Raw genomic sequence first — 21,182 nt, 5'->3', positions numbered from 1 at the left:
AAGGATTGATTTTCAACCTAAATTAAGAATAAAATCAATCCCTTTTCCTAAAATACTCTGAATAATTAAGGTTTAAATTCCAGGCTCACCGGGCTTGGAACTTTTATTTCAGAAAGCTTTTTTAAAGCTCCGCTTTCTTCGATTTGAAAACTCACAATATTACCTGAGTCCTGGTTGGCAGCGTATAGAAATTTACCATCTTCAGAAATCACAAAATTCCTGGGAGTTGTTCCTCTGCTGGAATAATGATCTATAAGTTTTAGGTCTGCTCCTGAATTTTCAATTCGAAATGCCACTATGCTATTGTGCCCCCGGTTGGAGGCATATAAAAATTCTCCTGAAGGGTGCAAATGTATATCGGCTGTACTGTTTTTTTCTGAAAAATCACGGGGAAGCGTAATTACATTTTTGAGCTGTTTCAAGGCTCCATCTTCGGCTATACTGAAAATACTGATGCTGCTGTTTAATTCGTTGATGCTGTAAGCAAACTTTTCATCGGCCGAGAATGTAAAATGCCGCGGGCCGGCGCCTTCTTCAAGGCTAATATATTCCTGTGAATGTGGTACCAGTTTTCCCATTTCTGAGTCGAATTGAAATACCCAGATTCGGTCATTCCCCAAATCGGCGATATAGGCAGTTTTATTATCTCTAGAAATGCTTACCGAGTGCGGATGCGAATTTTCAGGATTTTCGAGTACGATTTTTTGAGTTTTTTCAAGCTTTCCCGCAGTATTCCTTTTATATAACATCACCACTCCGCCAACATAATTGGAGACAAAAATATAATTTCCGGTTTTATCGGTTTCAATATGGCAGGGAGCAAAAGCTTCAGTAGAAATTTTTCCCAATTCTGTTAGATCATTCCCTTCCACAGCAAAAGAATGAATAAAGCCAGATTCGGCATCGCCTCCACCCAGCTCACTTACGGCGTAAAGATTTTCGCCTTCCGCAGAAAACTTTATAAAACTGGGGTTGGTCATTTTAGCCACCACCCGGGCATTAGAAAGTTGTCCGGTGATATCGTTGACATCTACCACATAAATACCTTCTCCTTTGCCATCTACGTGGCCTTCCTTTTTGGTATAGGTACCTACGAACAATTGCTGGGCGTTTACACTAAAAAAGCTCATCATAAGGATGCCGATAATGCCGGTTTTAATTTTCTCTATAACCATTTCTTATTTTTAAAATAGGCCAGCGAGGCCACAAAAATCAATAACATTATCCCAAGTAAAACAAAATAGCTGTACTCCCATTCCAGCTCTGGCATAAACTCAAAATTCATCCCGTAGATCCCGGCAATAAAGGTTAGCGGAATAAAAATCGTGGCGATTATGGTAAGCACCTTCATCACTTCGTTCATTTTATTGCTAATGGTCGTCATATACATATCCATTAACCCCCAGGTCATTTCGCGATAAATATCAATATTTTCTGAAACCTGTAAGATGTGATCATAGAGGTCTCTTATATAATTCCTGGTGCGCTCATTTACTAAATCCCCGTCAAGCTTCTCCAGTCGACTCACCACCTCGCGTAGTGGAAATACCGCACGTCTTATTCTTAAAATCGTGCGCTTTAACTCCTGGATTTCAAAAGTGATCTCATCGCTTGGTTGTTTATCAAAAAGTTTCTCTTCCAGATGTTCAATCTTATCGGCGATGTTTTCTATCACAACAAAGTAATTGTCTACTATGGCATCCAGTAGGGCAAAGAGCAGGTAATCGGCAGAGTTGCTGCGAATTCGGCCGTGGCCATTGGTTAATCTTTCACGTACGTTATCGAATACGTCACCGCCGGCCTCCTGGAAACTCAGAATATAATCTTTACCCAGCACGAAACTTATATGCTCATTTTCTATATGTCCCTCCTCATTATGATATAGCATTTTGGCCACTACGAAAAGATAATCTTCGTATTCGTCGATTTTAGGACGCTGATTGGTATTTACAATATCTTCCACGATGAGAGGGTGCAAATCATAATATTTGCCCAGTTTCTCGATTTCTCCGGTGTTACTAAGGCCGTCTATATTGATCCAGGTGATACGATCGGCGGCCTCGAATTTAAAGGCATCTTCTACGGTTTTGGAAGAATGGGTTTCAAATTCATCTTTGTTATAATCATAGACCTCCAGCCGGGTTTCGGTTTGTTCTCTATGGCCAACGTAGGTTACAGTTCCCGGGGCCTGGTGCAGGGCTTTGGTGGTTTTTGGCCTTCTTAGGGAAAGCCGCTTTCGTTTGAGCATATATAAAACTTTGCTTAAAGTTAGCAAAAGCTATGAAAAAGCCTATAAAAAAAGTCCGGCAACAAAAATTGATACCGGACTTCTGTTTCAAAAATTATTACTTTCTACTCCACCACATACATCTCGTTTGATGCTTTGATATATTCCTGCGGATTAAAAGTAGATTCAAAGCTGTTGCGTACTAAATCTAGTTTTAGTTTTAGCTCTGCCATTCTATCTTTAAGGTATTTATCGTTCTTATACTTTTCGATAAGGGCTTCGTACTTATTAAGGTTTTCAAGTATTCTAAAGGTAATCGTCCCAAACCTGATTTTTAAATTTTGCACCGTGATCATTTGGTCGTGATAGGCCTGTTTCCAGTTTTCGGGGTTTTTGGCCTTTTCTTCTGCGATTTTATCTTCGGCGATTTTTGAAATATCAAGAATGTACTGGGTACGTTTTTTAGCATCGGTTTCGTTGGTGAAATTTTGCTCAAATTCCTTTAAGTTGATTCCCAGCATATTGGTAAGGTTCTTCTCCATTGCCTTATTTTGAAGTTCCTTTAGTTCATCAAGGCTTTTGTTTATAGATTCCCATTCGGTTTCAATAAGGTCTTTGTCGTGTGTGAATTGAGCTACAGTAGTGGTAAGCTTAAGCATCTCGGTACTTTTTGCCCGAAGCTCTCTATCGCGACGCCCCAGATTGTTGATGAAACTATTAATTCCGTCAAAAAGGCTTCCGGCGAGCATTCCTGTAAAAGGCGTTCCTTTACTAAGGTCTCCTGTCACATTTAAAATATGACTTAAAGCATCCAGGCGGGCGTCGTTTTTCTTCTCTTCCTCCATATATTGCCTAAAGGTGCCAAACCATTCCTGGTAGCCTTCATAGAACATTGGGTTGCTCACCTTATCTAAGGTGGCATAGAATTCACGGGAAGTATTAAAGAGGTTTAGCGGTTTGATCTCCCGCTCCATCGAAGCGAGGTTAAGTACCGCCGAGCTGTAGTTGTATTTATAAACGCCTATTGTGTTTTTATCGATCTCTTCCTGGCGTTCTTCGAGAAATTTTACCCGGGCAAGCAGTTTCTCAACTTTTTCGGCCGAGGAGTTTGAATTCTGAATGCTCTCATCCAGGTTGCTTATCTTGGAATCGATTTCCTTAATTCTAAAATCCAGATTCTGACTTAACAGGTTTCGTTCGCGATTAAGTTCCTTTAAAACCTGCTCGGTAACGCTTTTATTTTCGTCTAAATGCTGGGCGATTGAAGCGCCGGAAAACAAAATTCCCAGGACAAAAATTATAATAGGTAGTTTTCTCATAATCAATATGATTTGGGTCTTTAGTTTAGTTAATAACCTGGGATGATTAACATATTCTATGCCAGCTTTTCGGCCTCTACGATGTACCAGTGATTTTCAAAAGGATCCTCGAAGCCGGCAGTAAAACCGTAATCCTTCCGGGAGGGTTTCTCAAGACTTTTAGCCCCGTGATTTATAGCCAATCTGTATATTTTTTCCACATCTTCAACATATAAAAACATCGCCGAAGATTTAGGCCTCCATTCTCCCGCTGCAGTACCAAACATAATTATGGCCGGTCCTATTTTAAGCTCCCCGTGCATAATATCTCCATTTTCATCGGGAACTATGAGTTGGGTTTCGGCATTAAAAACATTTTTTGCAAACTGAAGAAATTCTTCTGAATTTTTCAAAATGAGGTAAGGCATCACAGGCAAATACTGCTCGGGTATTTTCATAAGACTGGAGGTTTATAATTTATTAGTCTAAAATAAACTAAAATATCAATATCCTGTTGCTGTTATTTTAGCCCGGCAACTTCAACCCCAGCCTGAAGATAATTGGAAATTTAACCTCGGCTTCTTCACCAAAAGCATCTTTTAATTTTTTGCTTATAAGCTTTACGGGATTTCTTTTATGTTCCTGTCGATAAGCATTTACCCCACTCCAGGTATTGAGGTAACCTATAATTTCATCGAAATCCCAATGATATTTTTTATATAGTTTGGGCGTATTTAATTCCTGAAACGGAAAAGGCACATTTCGATAATCTTCTTCTAAATGTATGCGCTCAGGATCCCAGTAAGGGCCAATGATTTCTTCATAAAATTCTTCTATAACTTCGTTGGTTTCAGTATTGCTTTGAAGCAGGGAATAACCCGCAAGTGCAATGAGTCCGCCTGGTTTTAAAACCCGGTTTACCTCAGCATTAAATTCGTCGAAGTTAAACCAATGTACTGCCTGGCCTACACAAACCAAATCAAAATGGTTGTCGGGAAAACTGGTTTGCTCGGCTGCTTGTTGTGAATAATGAATGTTGGGTTTTTGAATAGCCTGTTGCAATTGATTTTTGCTAATATCGGTGGCTTCAACTTCGTCCATCAATTCAGCAAGTTCACCGGCTTTTTGACCATTTCCTGTGGCACAATCCCAGGCCCGGGAAGTATGTCTTAAATGTTTTTTAATGAAGGCATAAAGTTCCCCGGGGTAAGAAGGGCGAAACCTTGCATAAGCTTTTGCGTGACCCGAGAAAAGATCTTTCATAATGAGTAATTTCCTATAAGGTACAAAGACTAAGCGGCATAAAAAAAGAATCGTGAAGTAGTTTAAATTTATGAACCAAAATGCAGGGTGATTTATCCAAACCTGACAATCATCATATAAGACCCCTTGCATTAAGCTTAATTTTAAGCTTGCAAACGGCAAAATTTCAACTACTATGAAAAAATCCCGCCTGGACCTCTACCTGCTCTTACCCGTTAAAAATTTTATTGAAAAACAAACCTCTGTAGGCCTATTACTAATGTTCTCGGCCGCACTGGCTATGATCGTGGCCAACTCCCCGATTCAGGAGGCCTATCACGCACTTTGGAAACAGTATATACACTTGGGAATTAACGATTTTGAGATTAGGAAAAACCTGCTGCATTGGATCAATGACGGTTTAATGTCTATGTTCTTTTTCCTGGTGGGGCTTGAACTGAAAAAAGAAATACTTCACGGCGAACTGGCCAGTCTTAAACAATCTATACTCCCCATCGGCGCCGCAATTGGCGGGATGATCGTGCCGGCACTAATTTATTTTTATTTTAACCCCTCCGGGGTATCGGCTTCGGGTTGGGGAATCCCAATGGCAACCGATATCGCTTTTGCCCTGGGAATTTTATACCTGCTGGGAGACCGCGTGCCTTTTTCCCTCAAAATCTTTCTCACCGCCATTGCCATAGTAGACGATTTGGGAGCGGTTCTGGTGATCGCATTTTTTTATACTTCTGAGATTTCTACCTACAGTCTTGGCATTGGAGCTTTCTTCCTGCTAATCTTAATCACCGCCAACATTATTGGAATTAGAAACACCCTGTTTTATGCGGTAATGGGAATCGGCGGATTATGGCTGGCTATTCTCCTCTCTGGAGTACACGCCACTATAGCCGCGGTTTTGGCTGCTTTTGCCATTCCTACAGCCAGAAAAATAAATACGCCTCTGTTTTTGCGCAAAGCCAGGTTATTGAGCTATGAGATCAAAGAACTTTATAAAAACCGCAAAAAAGGCGGCAAAGAAGCCGATGAACACATCACCGGGACTATAGAGAAGTTCTCTTCCCTAACCGAAGATGCTACTCCCCCGCTTCAACGCCTGGAACACGCCCTGCACCCATTCGTGAGTTTTGTGGTCTTACCCATCTTCGCTTTTGCCAATGCCGGAGTTAGTTTAGATGCGAACGCTTTCACCAATTTAATAAGCCCTGTGGCCCTGGGGGTAATGCTGGGACTGCTGATTGGAAAATTCTTCGGAATTGTTCTTTTTACCAAACTCCTGGTTTGGCTTAGGCTGGCGAGCCTTCCCCGTGCCATCACCTGGAAACACGTTTATGGCCTCGCCTTTTTAGCCGCCGTTGGCTTTACGATGTCACTATTTATCACAGAGCTTGCCTTTGTGGAAGAAACCTATTTAATACAGGCGAAAATGGGCATTATTTCGGCCTCCATTATCGCCGGGCTAATCGGCTTTTTCTACCTTAGATTCTTCTGCCCGCTACCTCAAAAACAGAAAGTTAAATCTGAGAAAACCAAAAGTTCAACACAGCTCGAAAATCAATTAAACCTGAAAACCTGAGCCTGCTCATATTTCTAGCTTGAGAATTCTATCAAATTTGTCCAAAAATTTACCCGAGATATGGCAAGTTGTTTTCACTGTGGTGAAGATTGTATAGATTCAAAAATTGAATTTCAGGATAAGGAGTTCTGCTGCACCGGCTGTAAAACCGTGTATGAAATTTTAAGCGACTCCAATTTATCTTACTACTATGACCTGGAAAATAAACCGGGAATTTCCCCCGTACTTTCCGAAGGAAAGTTTGATTTCCTGGAGAACGAGGCCATTGTAGAGAAGCTGCTGGATTTTAATGAGAACAATATTCAAATTGTTTCCCTTTTAATCCCATCTATGCATTGCAGCAGCTGTATTTGGGTGCTGGAAAATTTAAAAAAGCTCAATCCCGGGGTAAACGCCTCACAGGTAGATTTTCCGAAGAAAAGTCTGCGAATCACTTATAATACTGAAAAAACCAACCTAAAAGACCTGGCCAATCTCCTGGCCAAAATTGGTTACGAGCCCTATATTTCATTAAAGGATTACGAAGAAAAAAAGTCGAACATAAACCGCAGCCTTATCTACAAATTAGGTGTGGCGGGCTTTGCCTTTGGAAATGTGATGTTCCTTTCCTTTCCCGAATATTTTGAAGTGGAAGAATTTTGGCTGGAGCAGTTTAAAAACACTTTTCGCTGGTTAATGTTTTTATTCTCCTTACCGGTGGTTTTTTATTCGGGAGCGGGTTATTTTACCTCGGCTTACAAGGGTCTAAAAGCAAAAATGCTCAATATCGATGTGCCCATCGCCCTGGGGATTGCCGTGCTTTTTCTTAGAAGTACCGCCGAAATCGCCCTGGACCTTGGCACCGGATTTTTCGACAGCCTAACCGGTTTGGTCTTCTTTCTTCTCCTCGGAAGATTTTTTCAGCAGAAAACCTACTCATATTTGTCTTTTGAACGCGACTATAAATCCTATTTCCCTATTGCTGTCACCCGAATAAATTCTGATTCAGCTGAAACGAAAAAAGAAGAGCAGGTGCAGGTTTACGAAATTAAGCCCGGGGACAGGCTTTTAATTCGAAATGGCGAACTCATCGCCGTAGATGCGGTGTTGATGCAGGGCGAGGCTTTAATAGATTACAGTTTTGTAACCGGAGAAGCCGAACCTGTAAAGAAATATTTGGGGGAAACTTTGTATGCCGGTGGCCGCCAGCAGGGAGGTGCTTTGGAAGTTGAAGCCATTAAAGCCATAGACCAGAGTTATCTCACCAAATTATGGAGCAACGAGGTGTTTAACAAAGATCGAAAATCTGGATTTCAAAGCCTTATTGACCAAATTAGCAAGCGTTTCACTGCAGCGGTTTTAAGCATTGCATTTCTTTCAACATTTTTTTGGCTTTTCTACGACCCCTCCAGGGCACTAAATGTTTTCACCGCCGTGCTCATCATTGCCTGCCCCTGCGCCATTGCACTAGCCACCCCATTTACGCTGGGAAATTTGCTGCGCATTTTCGGAAGGAATCGATTTTACCTGAAGGAAGCCAGTGTGCTGGAGCAAATGGCCAAAATAGACTGCCTGGTTTTTGATAAAACCGGGACGATTACTTCAGGAAAAAAATCTGAAATCTTTTATGAGGGCATTAAGCTCGAACCCGAAGAAGAACAGATTTTACAAAGCAGTTTACGCGCTTCCTCGCATCCGCTTAGCCGGCAGCTTTATGAGATTCTAAAATCGAATAATATTGAAAGCCTCGACGATTTCACCGAATATACCGGAAAAGGTATTGAAAGTAAGAAGGGAGCCAATCATATGAAAATAGGCTCGGCTGCCTTTGTCAATGATTCTAAAGAAGCCAGGACTTTAAATCAGACTTCGGTGTATATAAGCAATAATGAAGAGTTTAAGGGCAAATTCGTCTTCAGAACTTCTTACCGCGAGGGTATATCTGCATTGTTTAAAAATCTTTCAGAAGAAAAAGAGATCTACATTCTTTCGGGCGATAATGACGGGGAACGCCAACGCCTGGAGCAGATGCTTCCGGTACACACCCAATGTTTTTTTGATCAAAAACCAGAAGACAAGCTCAATTTCATAAAAAAGCTTCAGCAGGAAGGGAAAAAGGTGATGATGATAGGCGACGGTTTAAACGACGCCGGGGCTTTGGCGCAAAGCGATGTGGGGGTAGCTGTTTCAGAAAATATCAACGTGTTTTCCCCGGCCTGCGATGCGATTTTAGATGCCGGCCGATTACATTTCCTGGACCGGTTTTTAAGAATTTCAGAAAAAGGAATGCGCATTATAAAATTGGCATTTTTGCTGAGTTTGCTTTACAATCTGGTAGGCTTATCATTTGCGGTAACCGGAAACCTAATGCCTGTAATAGCGGCTATTTTAATGCCTTTAAGCTCTATAAGCATTGTGGCATTTACCACCCTGGCAACAAATTTAAGCGGAAGGGATCTCAACCTCAACAAACCTGATTGAGGTCATATTTTTCAAATCCCGGTAGTAATAAGTTTGCTTCAGAAAATTTCCAGGAATGACAATTATATACCTTTTACTGGCCCTGAGTATACTCGTAGCCTTAATTTTTTTCTTCGCTTTCGTGTTCTCGGTAAAAAAAGGCCAGTATGACGATATGTACACACCTTCGGTACGTATGCTTTTTGACGACGAATTAGTTAAACCAAATCCCGATAAAAAATCCACCAATTCAAAGAAACCAGACTAATTATGCAAACCGAACAGTTTTATTACGATAACAAGATCGTAAAGAAGTTTACTATCGCCACTATATTATGGGGAATAGTAGGTATGAGCGTGGGCCTGCTGCTGGCCTTTATGTTTTTATTTCCTAACCTTACCGATGGGATTTCCTGGCTAAGTTTTGGCCGTTTAAGGCCTCTGCATACCAATGCGGTGATCTTTGCCTTTGTTGGAAATGCCATTTTTGCCGGGGTGTATTACTCTACCCAACGCCTGCTTAAAGCGAGAATGTGGAGCGATGCCCTAAGCAATATCAATTTTTGGGGCTGGCAGGCCATTATCGTTGCTGCCGCCATTACCCTGCCTATGGGCTTTACCAGTTCCAAGGAATATGCTGAACTCGAATGGCCAATAGATATCGCTATTACTCTGGTTTGGGTGGCTTTTGGCGCCAACCTTATAGGAACAATCCTCAAACGAAGACAACGCCACCTCTATGTAGCGATCTGGTTTTACCTGGCCACCTTTGTTACAGTTGCTGTCTTGCATATTGTAAACAACCTGGAAATTCCGGTTTCGGCTTTTAAGAGTTATTCGATTTTTGCCGGGGTGCAGGATGCCTTGGTACAATGGTGGTATGGGCATAATGCGGTGGCATTCTTCCTAACCACTCCGTTTTTAGGTTTAATGTATTATTTTGTACCCAAGGCTGCCAATCGCCCTGTTTATTCCTATCGCCTATCGATTATTCACTTTTGGTCCCTGATATTTATTTACATCTGGGCGGGGCCGCACCACCTGCTCTATTCTGCACTGCCAGACTGGGCTCAGAATCTAGGAGTGGCTTTTTCTGTAATGCTATTGTTCCCATCCTGGGGAGGGATGATAAACGGCTTGCTTACCCTTCGTGGTGCCTGGGATAAGGTGCGTACAGATCCTGTGCTTAAATTTATGGTAGTAGCCATAACCGGTTACGGAATGGCAACATTTGAAGGCCCAATGCTTTCCCTTAAAAACGTAAATGCTATAGCGCATTTTAGCGACTGGATCATTGCTCACGTTCACGTGGGAGCCCTGGCCTGGAACGGATTCCTCACCTTCGGAATCGTGTACTGGATGGTACCAAGACTTTTTAAAACCAAACTCTACTCCATAAAACTGGCCAATGCGCACTTTTGGATTGGAACCCTGGGCATCATCATCTATGCTTTACCCATGTACGTAGCCGGTTTTGTACAGGCTTCTATGTGGAAACAGTTTAATCCCGATGGTAGCCTTACCTACGGAAACTTCCTGGAAACCGTAACCTCCATCATCCCGATGTACTGGATGCGGGCCATAGGTGGAAGTCTTTATATCATAGGGGCATTTATTCTGCTTTACAACATTGTGAAAACCGTACGCCAGGGAAGCGCTGTAGAAGATGAACTGGCAGAGGCTGCCCCGCTTCAGAAGCTAACCACCAAACGTGTTGCCGGCGAAGGCTACCACAGCTGGCTGGAAAGACGCCCAGTAAAACTAACTATCTACGCTACTATCGCCATACTTATTGGCGGAATTGTACAAATCGTACCCTCATTAATGGTAGATAAATATGTACCAGTAATTAGCAGTGTAAAGCCTTATACCCCATTAGAGCTTGAGGGAAGAGATATTTATATACGCGAGGGCTGTGTTGGCTGTCACTCCCAAATGGTAAGACCTTTTAGGAGTGAGGTAGAACGTTATGGAGAATATTCAAAATCGGGAGAATATGTATATGACTACCCGTTTTTATGGGGAAGCAAGCGAACCGGCCCCGACCTTATGCGGGTGGGAGGTAAATATTCAGACAACTGGCATTTAAACCATATGTATGATCCTCAAAGTACCTCGGCAGGCTCTATTATGCCTGGCTATAAATGGCTGATTACCGACGAGCTGGACAAATCTGATACCGAAAAGAAAATGCAGGCGCTTCAGAAACTTGGCGTACCCTATACCCTGGAAGATATAGAAAACGCCCAGAAATGGATGCTGGAACAGGGAGAACAAATAGAGAAAAATCTCTACATCGACCCCGATTTTGAACGCAACTACGAAGCCGAAAAGCAATATGCAGCCGAAAACGGTTACGATTTCGTAGAAATGCGAAACCGGGAAATTGTAGCGCTAATCGCCTACCTGCAAAGGCTGGGAACCGATATTAAAGTTCAGGATTTTCAGGAAGTTTCAATTAATAACTAATCATCATGCTAAAATTTATAAAAGGAAATTTAGAGCAAATTGATGGGGTAAGCATTTACCCCATCATCTCCCTGCTCATTTTTTTCATCTTTTTCGTAGCGCTTTTCTGGTGGGTTTTTACTGCCAAAAAGCAGCATATCGCCGAACTAAGTGAATTGCCATTAGATAACGAAGAAAACCGGGAATTATGAAAAATATAGCTGCTTTACTAAGAATCTCCGGCTTCCTGCTTTTGGCTTACTTATTAATACAAATAACCAGTACCGGAGCAAGTGATAATTTTGAAGGTTCCTCTATTTTTTGGTTGATAATGGGAATCGCATTATTGCTCGCCCTGGCTGTAGAGGCATTTTTTGCAGCCTTCCATAATATTATAGAACGTAGTCTTTCTGCTGAAGCCAAACAACGCTTTTCGCAAATTCAGCAGCGGGATAAGGCTAAACGTTTTGGTTGGTTAAAAAGATGGTATGCAAAAATGCTGAACCAAAAACCCCTCGAACAGGAAGATGAAATTGTTTTGGACCATAATTATGACGGAATCAGAGAACTCGATAACGACCTGCCATCCTGGTGGTTATATGGGTTTTACGCCACTATAATCTTTGCGGTAATCTATATGGCCCGTTTTCACGTTTTCAATGACTATACCCAGGAAGAAGAGTACCTGGCCGAGCTGGCCAAAGCTCAGGAAGAGGTGGAAGCCTGGAAACTGGCAAATCCCGGGGCCATTGATGCTTCGAATGTTGAATTGCTTACCGACGCCGCTTCGCTTGAGAAAGGTGAAGGCCTGTATATGACCAATTGCATGGCCTGTCACCGTGCCGATGGTGGCGGCGGAATTGGCCCAAACCTCACCGACGAACACTGGATTCTGGGTGGAGGCATCAGCAATATTTTCAATACAGTTTCTGAAGGAGGTAGAGACGGGAAAGGAATGGTTGCCTGGAAATCCAGTTTAACACCCGAAGAAATCGCACAGGTATCCAGTTATGTGATTAGTCTTCAGGGTACCAATCCCGAAGATGCCAAAGCTCCTGAAGGAGATATCTGGACCCAAGAATAAAAAATTAGCCCCAAAGTGAACGATCAAAGCTTTAGAGATAAAATTGCCACCGCTGGGCAAAAGGGAGAACGGGAATGGGTGTACCCCAAAAAACCTGCAGGTCGGTATTATGAGTATCGCAAATACGTGAGCTACCTGCTACTTGTTTTTCTCTTCGCGGCACCTTTTATAAAGCTTAACGGGAACCAGTTCCTTATGTTCAATGTGCTGGAAAGGCGATTTAATATTTTCGGATTTCCATTCTGGCCACAGGATTTTTACCTGTTCGTTCTAATGATGGTGATTGGAGTGGTAATGATCCTATTGTTCACCGTTGCCTTCGGAAGAATTTTTTGCGGCTGGTTATGCCCCCAAACCATATTTATGGAAATGCTTTTTCGCCGCATCGAATATTGGATAGAAGGCGATCGCGGCAAACAGATGCGTTTGGATAAACAGCCCTGGAATTCAGAAAAAATAAGAAAGAAAGGCTTTAAATGGTTTCTGTTTTTCATCATTTCGTTTTTGATCGCAAATGTATTCCTGGCCTACCTCATTGGGAGCGACAGGCTTTTGCAATACATAACCGATGGCCCTGTGAATCATCTTAGCACTTTTGTTTCGCTGCTCATCTTCACCGGGGTTTTCTATTTTGTTTTCGCCTGGTTTAGAGAACAGGTTTGTGTTTTGGCCTGCCCCTACGGAAGATTACAGGGGGTCTTACTCGACACAAAATCTATAGTCGTGGCTTATGACCATAAACGCGGCGAAAAGGAAAAAGGACGGGCGAAATTCAAAAAAAATGAAGACAGAGCTGCCAGCGGAAAAGGGGATTGTATAGACTGTTTTCAATGTGTACAGGTATGCCCTACCGGTATTGATATTCGAAACGGCACCCAATTAGAATGTATTAATTGTACGGCCTGCATAGATGCCTGTGATGCTATGATGGATGCGGTAGACCTTCCCCGGGGTCTCATTCGCTACGCCAGTGAAGAAAATATCGAGAAGAAAGCGCCCTTTAGATTTACGCCCAGGCTTCAGGGCTATTCTATTGTGCTGGGTATACTTACGGCAGTACTGGTGGGAATGCTTTTTATTCGCAGCGAGGTGGAGGCAAAGATTTTAAGGCTTCCGGGGCAGTTATATGAAAGAAAGGAAAAGAACATTATTAGCAATGTTTTTACCTATAAACTGGTCAATAAAACCACCAGGGATTTTGAAGATGTGGAATTCCGCTTAATGTCACATAACGGAAGTATAAAACCTGTAAAAACCAGTGAAATTATAGTTCCCGGGCAGGATCTTCACGAAGGTACTTTGTTTATAGAAATCCACGCGATGGAATTAAAAAACGACCGGGAAAAACTCGAAATCGGAATATTTAGCGGGGATCAACTTTTGGAAACCACGAAAACAAATTTCCTGGGACCCAGAAAATTTAATTAGATAATTATGAAAATAAGAATTCATTGGGGAGTGGGGCTGGTAATAGGAATGAGTCTTTTTATAGGCTTTATTCTCTTTTTGGTATATCATATGCTTACCAACCCAAAGTTTGATCACGACCTGGTAACCGAGGAATATTATAAAAAAGAATTGGTATATCAGCAGGAAATCGATGCAGAGACCAGGGCTCTAAAACTTCCTTTAAATTTAAAAGAAAACCGAAGTTCAAACGGCTGGACTATCGAATTTCCTGAAAATTTGAGACCTGAAAGCATTAGCGGCAACCTGGTAATGTACAGGCCCTCGAATGCCAAACTGGATTTTGAAATTCCGCTGAAGCTGGAAAACCATCGCCTTGAAATTCCGAAGGAAAAACTGGTAGCCGGGCGCTGGAATATTTATGTACACTGGAATTATGAAGGTGAGTCTTATCTATATAAAAAGGAAATAACTTACTAATGCTGCTCTCTGCCCTCATATTTGGTCTTTTAGGCAGTTTTCACTGTGTGGGAATGTGTGGCCCTATCGCATTTCTGTTACCGGTAGACCGTCAAAATTCGTTTCGCAAAGCCGGCCAGGTAAGCCTATACCATTTGGGAAGAATTCTGGCTTACGCGATCATCGGGTTGATTTTTGGTTTATTGGGCAAAAGTTTTGAACTCTTCGGGCTTCAGCAACAGTTATCGATTCTGGTTGGAGTCTTAATGATAGCCTTGATTCTTCTTCCGTATAAAAAAATTCGGAATGTGAATATTTCAGGTTTTTTCTATAAAGCAGTGTCAAAAATTAAATCTCTGCTGGGGCATAGTCTAAAGAAGAAAACCTACGACACTTTTTTCACCGCAGGATTTTTGAACGGTTTCCTTCCCTGTGGATTGGTTTATATGGCAATTTTTGGCGCTTTTGCCGGCGGCAGCGCCCTAAGCGGAAGTTTATATATGATGCTATTCGGGCTGGGAACTGTGCCCTTAATGAGCGCAGCGGTGTATTTAGGCAATTTTGTTAGCGCTGCGATTCGCAGTAAAATCAGAAAGACCGTACCAGTGTTTGTAGTACTTATAGGATTACTTTTTATAATCAGAGGCCTGGGGCTTGGGATCCCATATTTGTCTCCTGTTGAAATGTCCCCAAATGTAACGGCAGTGCAAGCCTGCCATTAATTTTTTTCCGAATGGAATTTATTAGCAATCCCGCTTTGGTAAACTGGGAAATGGGCACCTACATCATCGCCTTCTTTTTTGTGGTATGTGCAGGACTGGTGCTTATCGTATTTAATATGATGAATGAGAAAAAGGATGAATAGAAGAAGGCCGCTTTTCTGGTTGAAAGGCGGCCTGTTTTTAAATCGTCATTGAAAAGATTTTGGTATCTGGCTGATGCCTGTTTAGTCTACGGTCAAAAGCCATACAAACATTCCTCACATATGGCCTACCTTTTTCGGTGATTTTAATTCCTGTTGAAATTATTTCCAAAAGCCCATCTTCATGCATTTCCAGCAAATTAGAGAGGACTTCGGGTAGTTCAGGAAACTGGAGATTTTCATCTTCCCAACTGCTTTCCAGCCTGCACATTAGATTTAAAATATGCTTCCGAATAATAAGATCTTCAGTATCCAGAATATGACCACGGAAAACAGGCAAAATCCCCTGCTCTATTCGCGCCTGGTAGTCTTCAAGTTTTTTCTCATTTTGTGCAAAGGCAAACCAGCTATCGCTAATGGCCGAAACCCCCAGCCCTATCATTAAATTGGTTTTAGAAGTGGTATAGCCCATAAAATTACGATGCAACTCTCCTTTTTCTACTGCCTTATATAATGAATCGGTTTTAAGCGCAAAATGGTCCATTCCAATTTCAATATAACCAGCCATTTCCAGCAATTCTTTCCCGGTTTCATACATCTCTCGCTTTTCATCGGCCGAAGGTAAATCGCTGTCTTTGAATCCGCGCTGGCCGTTTCCTTTTATCCAGGGAACGTGCGCATAACTGTAAAATGCGATACGATCGGGCATTAGCTCCCTTGTTTTTTGGATCGTATGAATGATATGTTCTTTGGTTTGAAACGGAAGCCCAAAGATAATATCATGGCCTACCGATTCCATCCCCAGCTTGCGGGCATTTTCTGTAGCCTGTTTCACGTTTTCAAAAGGCTGAATTCGGTTAATGGCAAATTGAACTTTGGGATTATAATCCTGCACCCCATAACTCACGCGGGTAAACCCAAGTTTAGATAAGGCACAGAGATGCTCGATAGTGGTATTATTGGGGTGGCCTTCAAAACTCAAATCGGCATCAGGATGCAAGTCTGCTTTCCTAAAAATCATAGATAAAAGCAGTTCGAGATTTTCAGGAGAAAAAAAGGTTGGCGTGCCTCCTCCCAGGTGTAATTCCTTAATTACAGTTTTTTGGCCAAGCACATCCAGGTATAAATCCCACTCTCTCAACACCGATTCTATATAAGGAATCTCAACCGAATGTTGTTTGGTGATTCGTTTATTGCAACCACAAAAAGTACACAGGCTTTCACAAAAAGGCAGATGAATATACAGGCTTATTTCTTCACTTTCCTGAAAAGATCTATTCAAAGATTCTTTCCAGGCCTGGCTTGAAAAATTGGCTGCGTCCCAGTAAGGTACTGTCGGATAGCTGGTATAACGTGGTCCCGGGATATTGTATTTAGAAACGAGATTGGAGGCCATAATGCTTTGTTTACCACAAAGAAACGGCCCTTAAAAAGCAAAAAATATGAGCAGGGTCAGCAATGAGATATTCTGTAAATTAATAGGGAAAACCCGCAGTTAGAGAGGCCTTATTTTAATGTAACTTTAATAGTTTTCTGGAAACCAGATTTTGAGGTTTCCTGCTGCCTTTGGAAAGAAGGATATGTTGATGTTTTATCTGAATGATGTGTGATGAAAAGGCCAATGAAAGTTTACTCAAAAGCAACTCTAGTGTTTCTGTTAATCTTATTTTTCCAAATAGATGTACAGGCGCAGGATAATGCCACTAAAGTAGTGGCGGGAGATGACCCGGGGCTCCAGTGGGGTCCCTGTCCCGATTTTTTCCCTGAAAACTGCCAAATTGCAGTTCTTCATGGGGACCCAACAAAGAAAAATGCCGATATTTTCTTCAAAGTGCCCGGCAATACCAAAATTCCGAACCACTATCATAATTCTGCTGAAAGAATGATTTTGGTTTCAGGCGAAATGGAGGTAGCTTATGAGGGGGAAGCCCCACAGATTCTCTCGGCGGGGTCCTATGCCTATGGCCCGGCTAAAAAACCACATACCGCCGAATGCCTTGAGGGGCCCTGCCTGCTCTTTATTGCGTTTGAAGAACCGGTAGATGCGGTGGCTGTGGAAAATAAAAACTAAGTCTGTGAAAATTTTAAATTTTCCCGGCCCACATTGGGTTGGGATTTTTTATTTTACTGCAAACTCACTTCCTTAGTACAAAATTTCCTACTTTAATGCTTAGATAACTCCATCTTTAAATGAATGATTATAAAATTCCCTCGAATACCCAAATTGGCCACGTACATCTAAAAGTTTCAAATTTGCAAAGATCACTCGACTTCTACTGCAATTTGCTTGGCTTTGAGCTTACCCAAAAACTTGGGGAAGAGGCCGCGTTTATTTCGGCAGGTGGCTATCATCATCATATAGGACTCAATGTGTGGCATAGCAAAAATCAGCCCCCGGCTCCTGTAAAAGCTCCCGGCCTTTATCATACTGCTATAGTCTATCCCAATCGAAGCGATTTAGCTGAAATTTATAAGCGTTTGCTTCAGGAGAGTTATCCCCTTACCGGCGCTGCCGACCACGGAGTTTCAGAAGCAATTTACCTAAACGACCCCGACCAAAACGGGGTGGAACTTTACTGGGATAAACCCAAAAAAGACTGGCCCTTAAAGGCAGATGGCAGTTTGAATATGTATACCAAACAGCTGAATTTAAATAATTTGCTTAATTCGTTAAAGGCAGGCTAAAATCACGGGCTTGCGTTCGGGTTTGGATTCTTATTGTTAATTTCATAGCTCCTAACCAACCTAAACATGACTCAAAAAAAACTGCTCTATTCTTTTGTCGCTCTGGTAATAGGTGCCTACTTTCTTTTTAATGGGCTAGTGGAAGCCAAAGAATTTCTGGCTCCCATAGTTACCGCCATTATTCTGGCGCTGCTAATGATTCCCTTAAGCAATAAAATGGAAGCAAAAGGAATGAAGCGTATGCTGGCATCCTTTATTAACACTATAATTCTGTTTATTCTTTCTCTGGTGATGTTTGCTGTTTTATCGCTTCAGGTTAAGACCTTTATAGATGACTGGGATAAAATCACAGAAACGGTACAACCAAAAATCGAGCAATTAGAATCTTATATTTTTGAACATACCCCGCTCACCAAACAGGAGATGGAACAATACAAGGAAGAGCGGCAATTACAGGACCTCACCGGTGAAAACAGCGGTGCAAAAGCTTTTGGTTTCCTGCAAAAAAGTTTCAGCTTTATGGGGGATTATATACTTACATTTATTTACATATTCTTTCTCCTGCAATACCGGCATATGTTTAAGAAGTTTATTCTGAAGTTATTTTCAGAAGAAAAACAAGACGAGGTGAAGGATATCATCGAGGAGACCGCCGGGGTCGCCCAGGGTTATCTCAAAGGAAAATTATTGCTTATTATTTTCCTCTCGGTTACCTACATTATTGGCCTGGGAATTTCGGGGGTAAATAATTTCATCATTATAAGTTTAATCGCAGCTTTTTTAAGTTTGATTCCGTTTATTGGGAATATGGTCGGCCTGGCTCTGGCCTTTAGTTTTGGCTATTTGATGCAGGGTGACACTTCGGTGCTAATAGGAATCATCATCACTTTTACCATCGTTCAGTTTTTAGAAAGTTATGTACTCGAACCTTACATAGTTGGCGATCAGGTAGATTTACACCCGTTTTTTGTGATTTTAGCGATTATTTTAGGCAATATGGTATGGGGAGTAATGGGAATGATATTGGCTATCCCGGTTTTGGGAATTCTCAACGTGATTTTTTGCAGGGTTAAGGCTTTAAATGCCTTCGGATATTTGATTGGCAACGATAATTGAATTTTAAGGCAATGTTAAGTAAACTTAAACTTTTGATTTTTATAGTGTTTCCTACTTGAAATTAGCATTATTTTGCGGCCGATTTTAATAACTTAATTTTATTTTAATGTTATCTAAACTATCCGTAAAATTTTGTCTGTTCCTGTTTTTTGCGAGTTTAAGTTACACTTCGTCAGCTCAAACCGACACCCTTCCTTATCCGCCCAGAGCCCAGGCCTGGTTTGACACTTTTACTATCGGGGGTTACGTGCAGGCCAGGTATAACCGACTGTTCGAAACCAACCCAGATTTAGAGTGCGCCCAGTGTGATTATAGCTGGGGCCGCGGAAATGGCTTTTCCCTGCGCCGGGTTCGTTTAAAGTTTTCCGGGAATTTAGGCGATAATGTATATTTCTATATTCAACCCGATTTTGCCAGCGGTGGAAATGGGATTCACTACGGCCAGATTCGCGATGCTTATTTTGATGTGAGTATCGACAAAAAAAGAGAATACAGGTTTAGAATTGGGCAGAGTAAAGTGCCCTTCGGATTCGAAAATATGCAGTCCAGCCAGAACCGTTTGCCTTTAGATCGTAACGACGCTTTAAACTCTTCGATTAAAAACGAACGGGAATTAGGGGTTTTCTTTTATTGGGCTCCAGAAAAAGTGCGAAAAAGATTCTCTATGCTTACCCGTGAAGGCCTTAAAGGTTCAGGCGATTATGGAGTGCTAGGTTTCGGGCTTTTTAACGGGCAAACCGGAAACGCTGCCGAGTTAAACGATGAATTGCACGTGGTGGCGCGCGCCTCCTACCCTTTCGTAATTGGCAACCAAATCATTGAACCGGGAATACAGGGTTACACCGGTCAATATCAAATCCCGGCCGGGAATATTACTCCCGGTACTATCGTAGATCCAGATTTAAATTATCTCGACCAGCGGGCTGCCGCCAGTTTTGTGCTTTACCCGCAACCCTTTGGAATACAGGCCGAATATAACGTGGGTCGCGGCCCCCGTTATAATCCCGAAAATAATACTATAGAAGACAGTCCCTTACACGGGGGATATGCCACTCTTACCTATAAAACCGAAATTGGAGGTCACCTGCTCTATCCTTTTACCCGTTATCACTATTATGATGGAGGTAAGAAATTTGAACGTGATGCCAGAAGTTACGAGGTAAGCGAATTGGAATTAGGTATAGAATGGCGCCCATTCAGAGCCTTTGAACTGGTAGCGATGTATGTGATTTCTTCTAGAAGATTTGAAGATGCCTTACGACCAAGCAACCTTCAGGAGGGAAATTTACTCAGGATTCAGGCCCAGGTAAACTTTTAGAAAAAATAAATATCTATAAGAAAGGGAGGATTTTATCCTCCTTTTTTTATTTTCATCAACTGCAAAATGGAAATCCCGAACCTGGAACAATTACTCGCATTTTATAACACCCCGCCGCTATGGCACGGCGAGTTTAGTGAGGTGCAACAATTTGAATTTCCGGCGATCCCATCTCGATCTTTAATTACTGAAGTGCCCTCACCCAAAACCCGGGTCCTGGGCAAACGTATGGAGCATTTTTGTGAATTTCTACTCAGAAATTCTGAAACCTATGAAGTGCTTCTGGCCAATAAACAGATTAGCAGAAATAAAATAACCCTGGGCGAGATCGATTATCTGCTCAAAAACCGACAAACCGGGGAAATAATTCATCTGGAACTGGTGTATAAATTTTACGTTTATGATACTGCTTTTTCTTCGGAAGTAGATCGATGGATTGGTCCCAACCGAAAGGATACTCTGGTAAAAAAACTTCAGAAATTAAAAACACAACAATTCCCACTGCTAGAAGAACCTGAAAGTATTGAGCTTTTAGAAAGTCTTAAAATCGATAAAGCCAGAATAAAACAGCTTAGTTGTTTTAAGGCCTGGCTGTTTCCGCCAAAAAAAGCTACTCCAACCAACTTGCCTATTATAAATTCAGATTGCATAAGCGGTTACTGGATTTCCTATAATGAGTTTTCAGAAGAAGAATACGCCGGAAATCGGTTTTATTTACCTCCAAAACCGCAATGGCCTTTAAAACCCAATACCGGCGAAAACTGGATGAATTTTGAAGAAACCCGCTTAAAAATAGAGCAATTTCACGAGAAGGAAAAGTCGCCCCTGGTGTGGATGAAAACCAGAGACAGAGGCTATGAACGCTTTTTCGTAGTCTGGTGGCCTTACAAAAAGCTTTAACGAATTAAGCAGAATTGTGAAAAAAATTATCCCGGTTTTGGGCTCGGGTGAAAGTTTGTAAACGCTTTTCATTACAGGTTATTTATTTCTGGAACTGTTACGG

Annotated in this window: 21 protein-coding genes; 15 read left to right on the top strand and 6 right to left on the bottom strand. The window is 41.8% G+C overall.

The genetic code is table 11. The features are described 5' to 3' along the window. Positions 1-65 precede the first annotated feature (65 nt). The 5 genes from ACW6QP_RS09550 to ACW6QP_RS09530 all read right to left on the bottom strand — a co-directional run bounded on the left by ACW6QP_RS09550 (position 66) and on the right by ACW6QP_RS09530 (position 4,788). Positions 66-1,175, bottom strand: a complete 1,110-nt coding sequence (locus ACW6QP_RS09550; protein WP_457910646.1) for a lactonase family protein — start codon at positions 1,173-1,175, stop codon at positions 66-68. Next, a complete protein-coding gene (corA, locus tag ACW6QP_RS09545; protein ID WP_457910645.1) occupies positions 1,166-2,248 on the bottom strand; it encodes a magnesium/cobalt transporter CorA in 1,083 nt (360 codons plus the stop codon). Before corA ends, ACW6QP_RS09550 begins: the two co-directional genes overlap by 10 nt. Positions 2,249-2,352: 104 nt before the next feature. Next, positions 2,353-3,546 (bottom strand): hypothetical protein, encoded by a 1,194-nt coding sequence (locus ACW6QP_RS09540; RefSeq protein ID WP_457910644.1) that lies wholly within the window; start codon positions 3,544-3,546, stop codon positions 2,353-2,355. Positions 3,547-3,602: 56 nt separating this feature from the next. Beyond that, positions 3,603-3,983 (bottom strand): VOC family protein, encoded by a 381-nt coding sequence (locus ACW6QP_RS09535; protein ID WP_457910643.1) that lies wholly within the window; start codon positions 3,981-3,983, stop codon positions 3,603-3,605. A gap of 67 nt (positions 3,984-4,050) precedes the next feature. Then, positions 4,051-4,788, bottom strand: a complete 738-nt coding sequence (locus ACW6QP_RS09530) for a class I SAM-dependent methyltransferase (protein ID WP_457910642.1) — start codon at positions 4,786-4,788, stop codon at positions 4,051-4,053. A gap of 175 nt (positions 4,789-4,963) precedes the next feature. Between ACW6QP_RS09530 and nhaA the strand changes: the two genes are divergently transcribed. From nhaA to ACW6QP_RS09480, 10 genes are read left to right on the top strand one after another with little or no spacing between them, the layout of a single operon-like run. After that, positions 4,964-6,361 (top strand): Na+/H+ antiporter NhaA, encoded by a 1,398-nt coding sequence (gene nhaA / locus ACW6QP_RS09525; RefSeq protein ID WP_457910641.1) that lies wholly within the window; start codon positions 4,964-4,966, stop codon positions 6,359-6,361. A gap of 60 nt (positions 6,362-6,421) precedes the next feature. Then, complete coding sequence (locus tag ACW6QP_RS09520) at positions 6,422-8,821, top strand: heavy metal translocating P-type ATPase (protein WP_457910640.1); 2,400 nt, start codon at positions 6,422-6,424, stop codon at positions 8,819-8,821. Positions 8,822-8,876: 55 nt separating this feature from the next. After that, positions 8,877-9,068: a cbb3-type cytochrome oxidase assembly protein CcoS gene (gene ccoS / locus ACW6QP_RS09515; protein ID WP_457910639.1), complete on the top strand. Its 192-nt coding sequence runs from the start codon at positions 8,877-8,879 to the stop codon at positions 9,066-9,068. Positions 9,069-9,070: 2 nt separating this feature from the next. Beyond that, positions 9,071-11,269 (top strand): cytochrome-c oxidase, cbb3-type subunit I, encoded by a 2,199-nt coding sequence (ccoN, locus tag ACW6QP_RS09510; protein ID WP_457910638.1) that lies wholly within the window; start codon positions 9,071-9,073, stop codon positions 11,267-11,269. Between the two features lie 5 nt (positions 11,270-11,274). After that, positions 11,275-11,460, top strand: coding sequence for a CcoQ/FixQ family Cbb3-type cytochrome c oxidase assembly chaperone (locus tag ACW6QP_RS09505; RefSeq protein ID WP_457910637.1), 186 nt, complete (start codon positions 11,275-11,277; stop codon positions 11,458-11,460). Further along, positions 11,457-12,332, top strand: coding sequence for a cbb3-type cytochrome c oxidase N-terminal domain-containing protein (locus ACW6QP_RS09500; RefSeq protein ID WP_457910636.1), 876 nt, complete (start codon positions 11,457-11,459; stop codon positions 12,330-12,332). Before ACW6QP_RS09505 ends, ACW6QP_RS09500 begins: the two co-directional genes overlap by 4 nt. Before the next feature lie 15 nt (positions 12,333-12,347). Beyond that, complete coding sequence (ccoG, locus tag ACW6QP_RS09495) at positions 12,348-13,760, top strand: cytochrome c oxidase accessory protein CcoG (protein WP_457910635.1); 1,413 nt, start codon at positions 12,348-12,350, stop codon at positions 13,758-13,760. A gap of 6 nt (positions 13,761-13,766) precedes the next feature. Next, a complete protein-coding gene (locus ACW6QP_RS09490; protein WP_457910634.1) occupies positions 13,767-14,219 on the top strand; it encodes a FixH family protein in 453 nt (150 codons plus the stop codon). Continuing rightward, complete coding sequence (locus ACW6QP_RS09485; protein WP_457910633.1) at positions 14,219-14,920, top strand: sulfite exporter TauE/SafE family protein; 702 nt, start codon at positions 14,219-14,221, stop codon at positions 14,918-14,920. Before ACW6QP_RS09490 ends, ACW6QP_RS09485 begins: the two co-directional genes overlap by 1 nt. Before the next feature lie 11 nt (positions 14,921-14,931). Further along, the gene (locus ACW6QP_RS09480) at positions 14,932-15,063 is read left to right on the top strand and encodes a hypothetical protein (RefSeq protein ID WP_457910632.1); all 132 of its coding nucleotides are present in this window, start codon (positions 14,932-14,934) and stop codon (positions 15,061-15,063) included. A gap of 37 nt (positions 15,064-15,100) precedes the next feature. Here ACW6QP_RS09480 and hemN read toward each other — a convergent pair whose 3' ends face one another. After that, the gene (gene hemN, locus ACW6QP_RS09475; RefSeq protein WP_457910631.1) at positions 15,101-16,456 is read right to left on the bottom strand and encodes an oxygen-independent coproporphyrinogen III oxidase; all 1,356 of its coding nucleotides are present in this window, start codon (positions 16,454-16,456) and stop codon (positions 15,101-15,103) included. Positions 16,457-16,708: 252 nt separating this feature from the next. Here hemN and ACW6QP_RS09470 point away from each other — a divergent pair, with 252 nt between their 5' ends. The 5 genes from ACW6QP_RS09470 (at position 16,709) to ACW6QP_RS09450 (ending at position 21,079) form a co-directional block, all read left to right on the top strand. Then, a complete protein-coding gene (locus tag ACW6QP_RS09470) occupies positions 16,709-17,131 on the top strand; it encodes a cupin domain-containing protein (RefSeq protein ID WP_457910630.1) in 423 nt (140 codons plus the stop codon). A 119-nt stretch (positions 17,132-17,250) separates the two neighbouring features. After that, a complete protein-coding gene (locus ACW6QP_RS09465; RefSeq protein ID WP_457910629.1) occupies positions 17,251-17,745 on the top strand; it encodes a VOC family protein in 495 nt (164 codons plus the stop codon). A gap of 66 nt (positions 17,746-17,811) precedes the next feature. Continuing rightward, positions 17,812-18,861, top strand: coding sequence for an AI-2E family transporter (locus ACW6QP_RS09460; RefSeq protein ID WP_457910628.1), 1,050 nt, complete (start codon positions 17,812-17,814; stop codon positions 18,859-18,861). A gap of 106 nt (positions 18,862-18,967) precedes the next feature. Beyond that, positions 18,968-20,179 carry a porin gene (locus ACW6QP_RS09455; RefSeq protein WP_457910627.1) on the top strand — a complete coding sequence of 404 codons (1,212 nt, stop codon included), beginning with the start codon at positions 18,968-18,970 and terminating at the stop codon, positions 20,177-20,179. A gap of 66 nt (positions 20,180-20,245) precedes the next feature. After that, positions 20,246-21,079, top strand: a complete 834-nt coding sequence (locus tag ACW6QP_RS09450) for a DUF1853 family protein (protein ID WP_457910626.1) — start codon at positions 20,246-20,248, stop codon at positions 21,077-21,079. Positions 21,080-21,182: the final 103 nt, after the last annotated feature.

The sequence above is a fragment of the Salegentibacter haimaensis genome (genome assembly GCF_054121495.1).
This window is presented reverse-complemented; position numbering and strand designations above follow the sequence as displayed.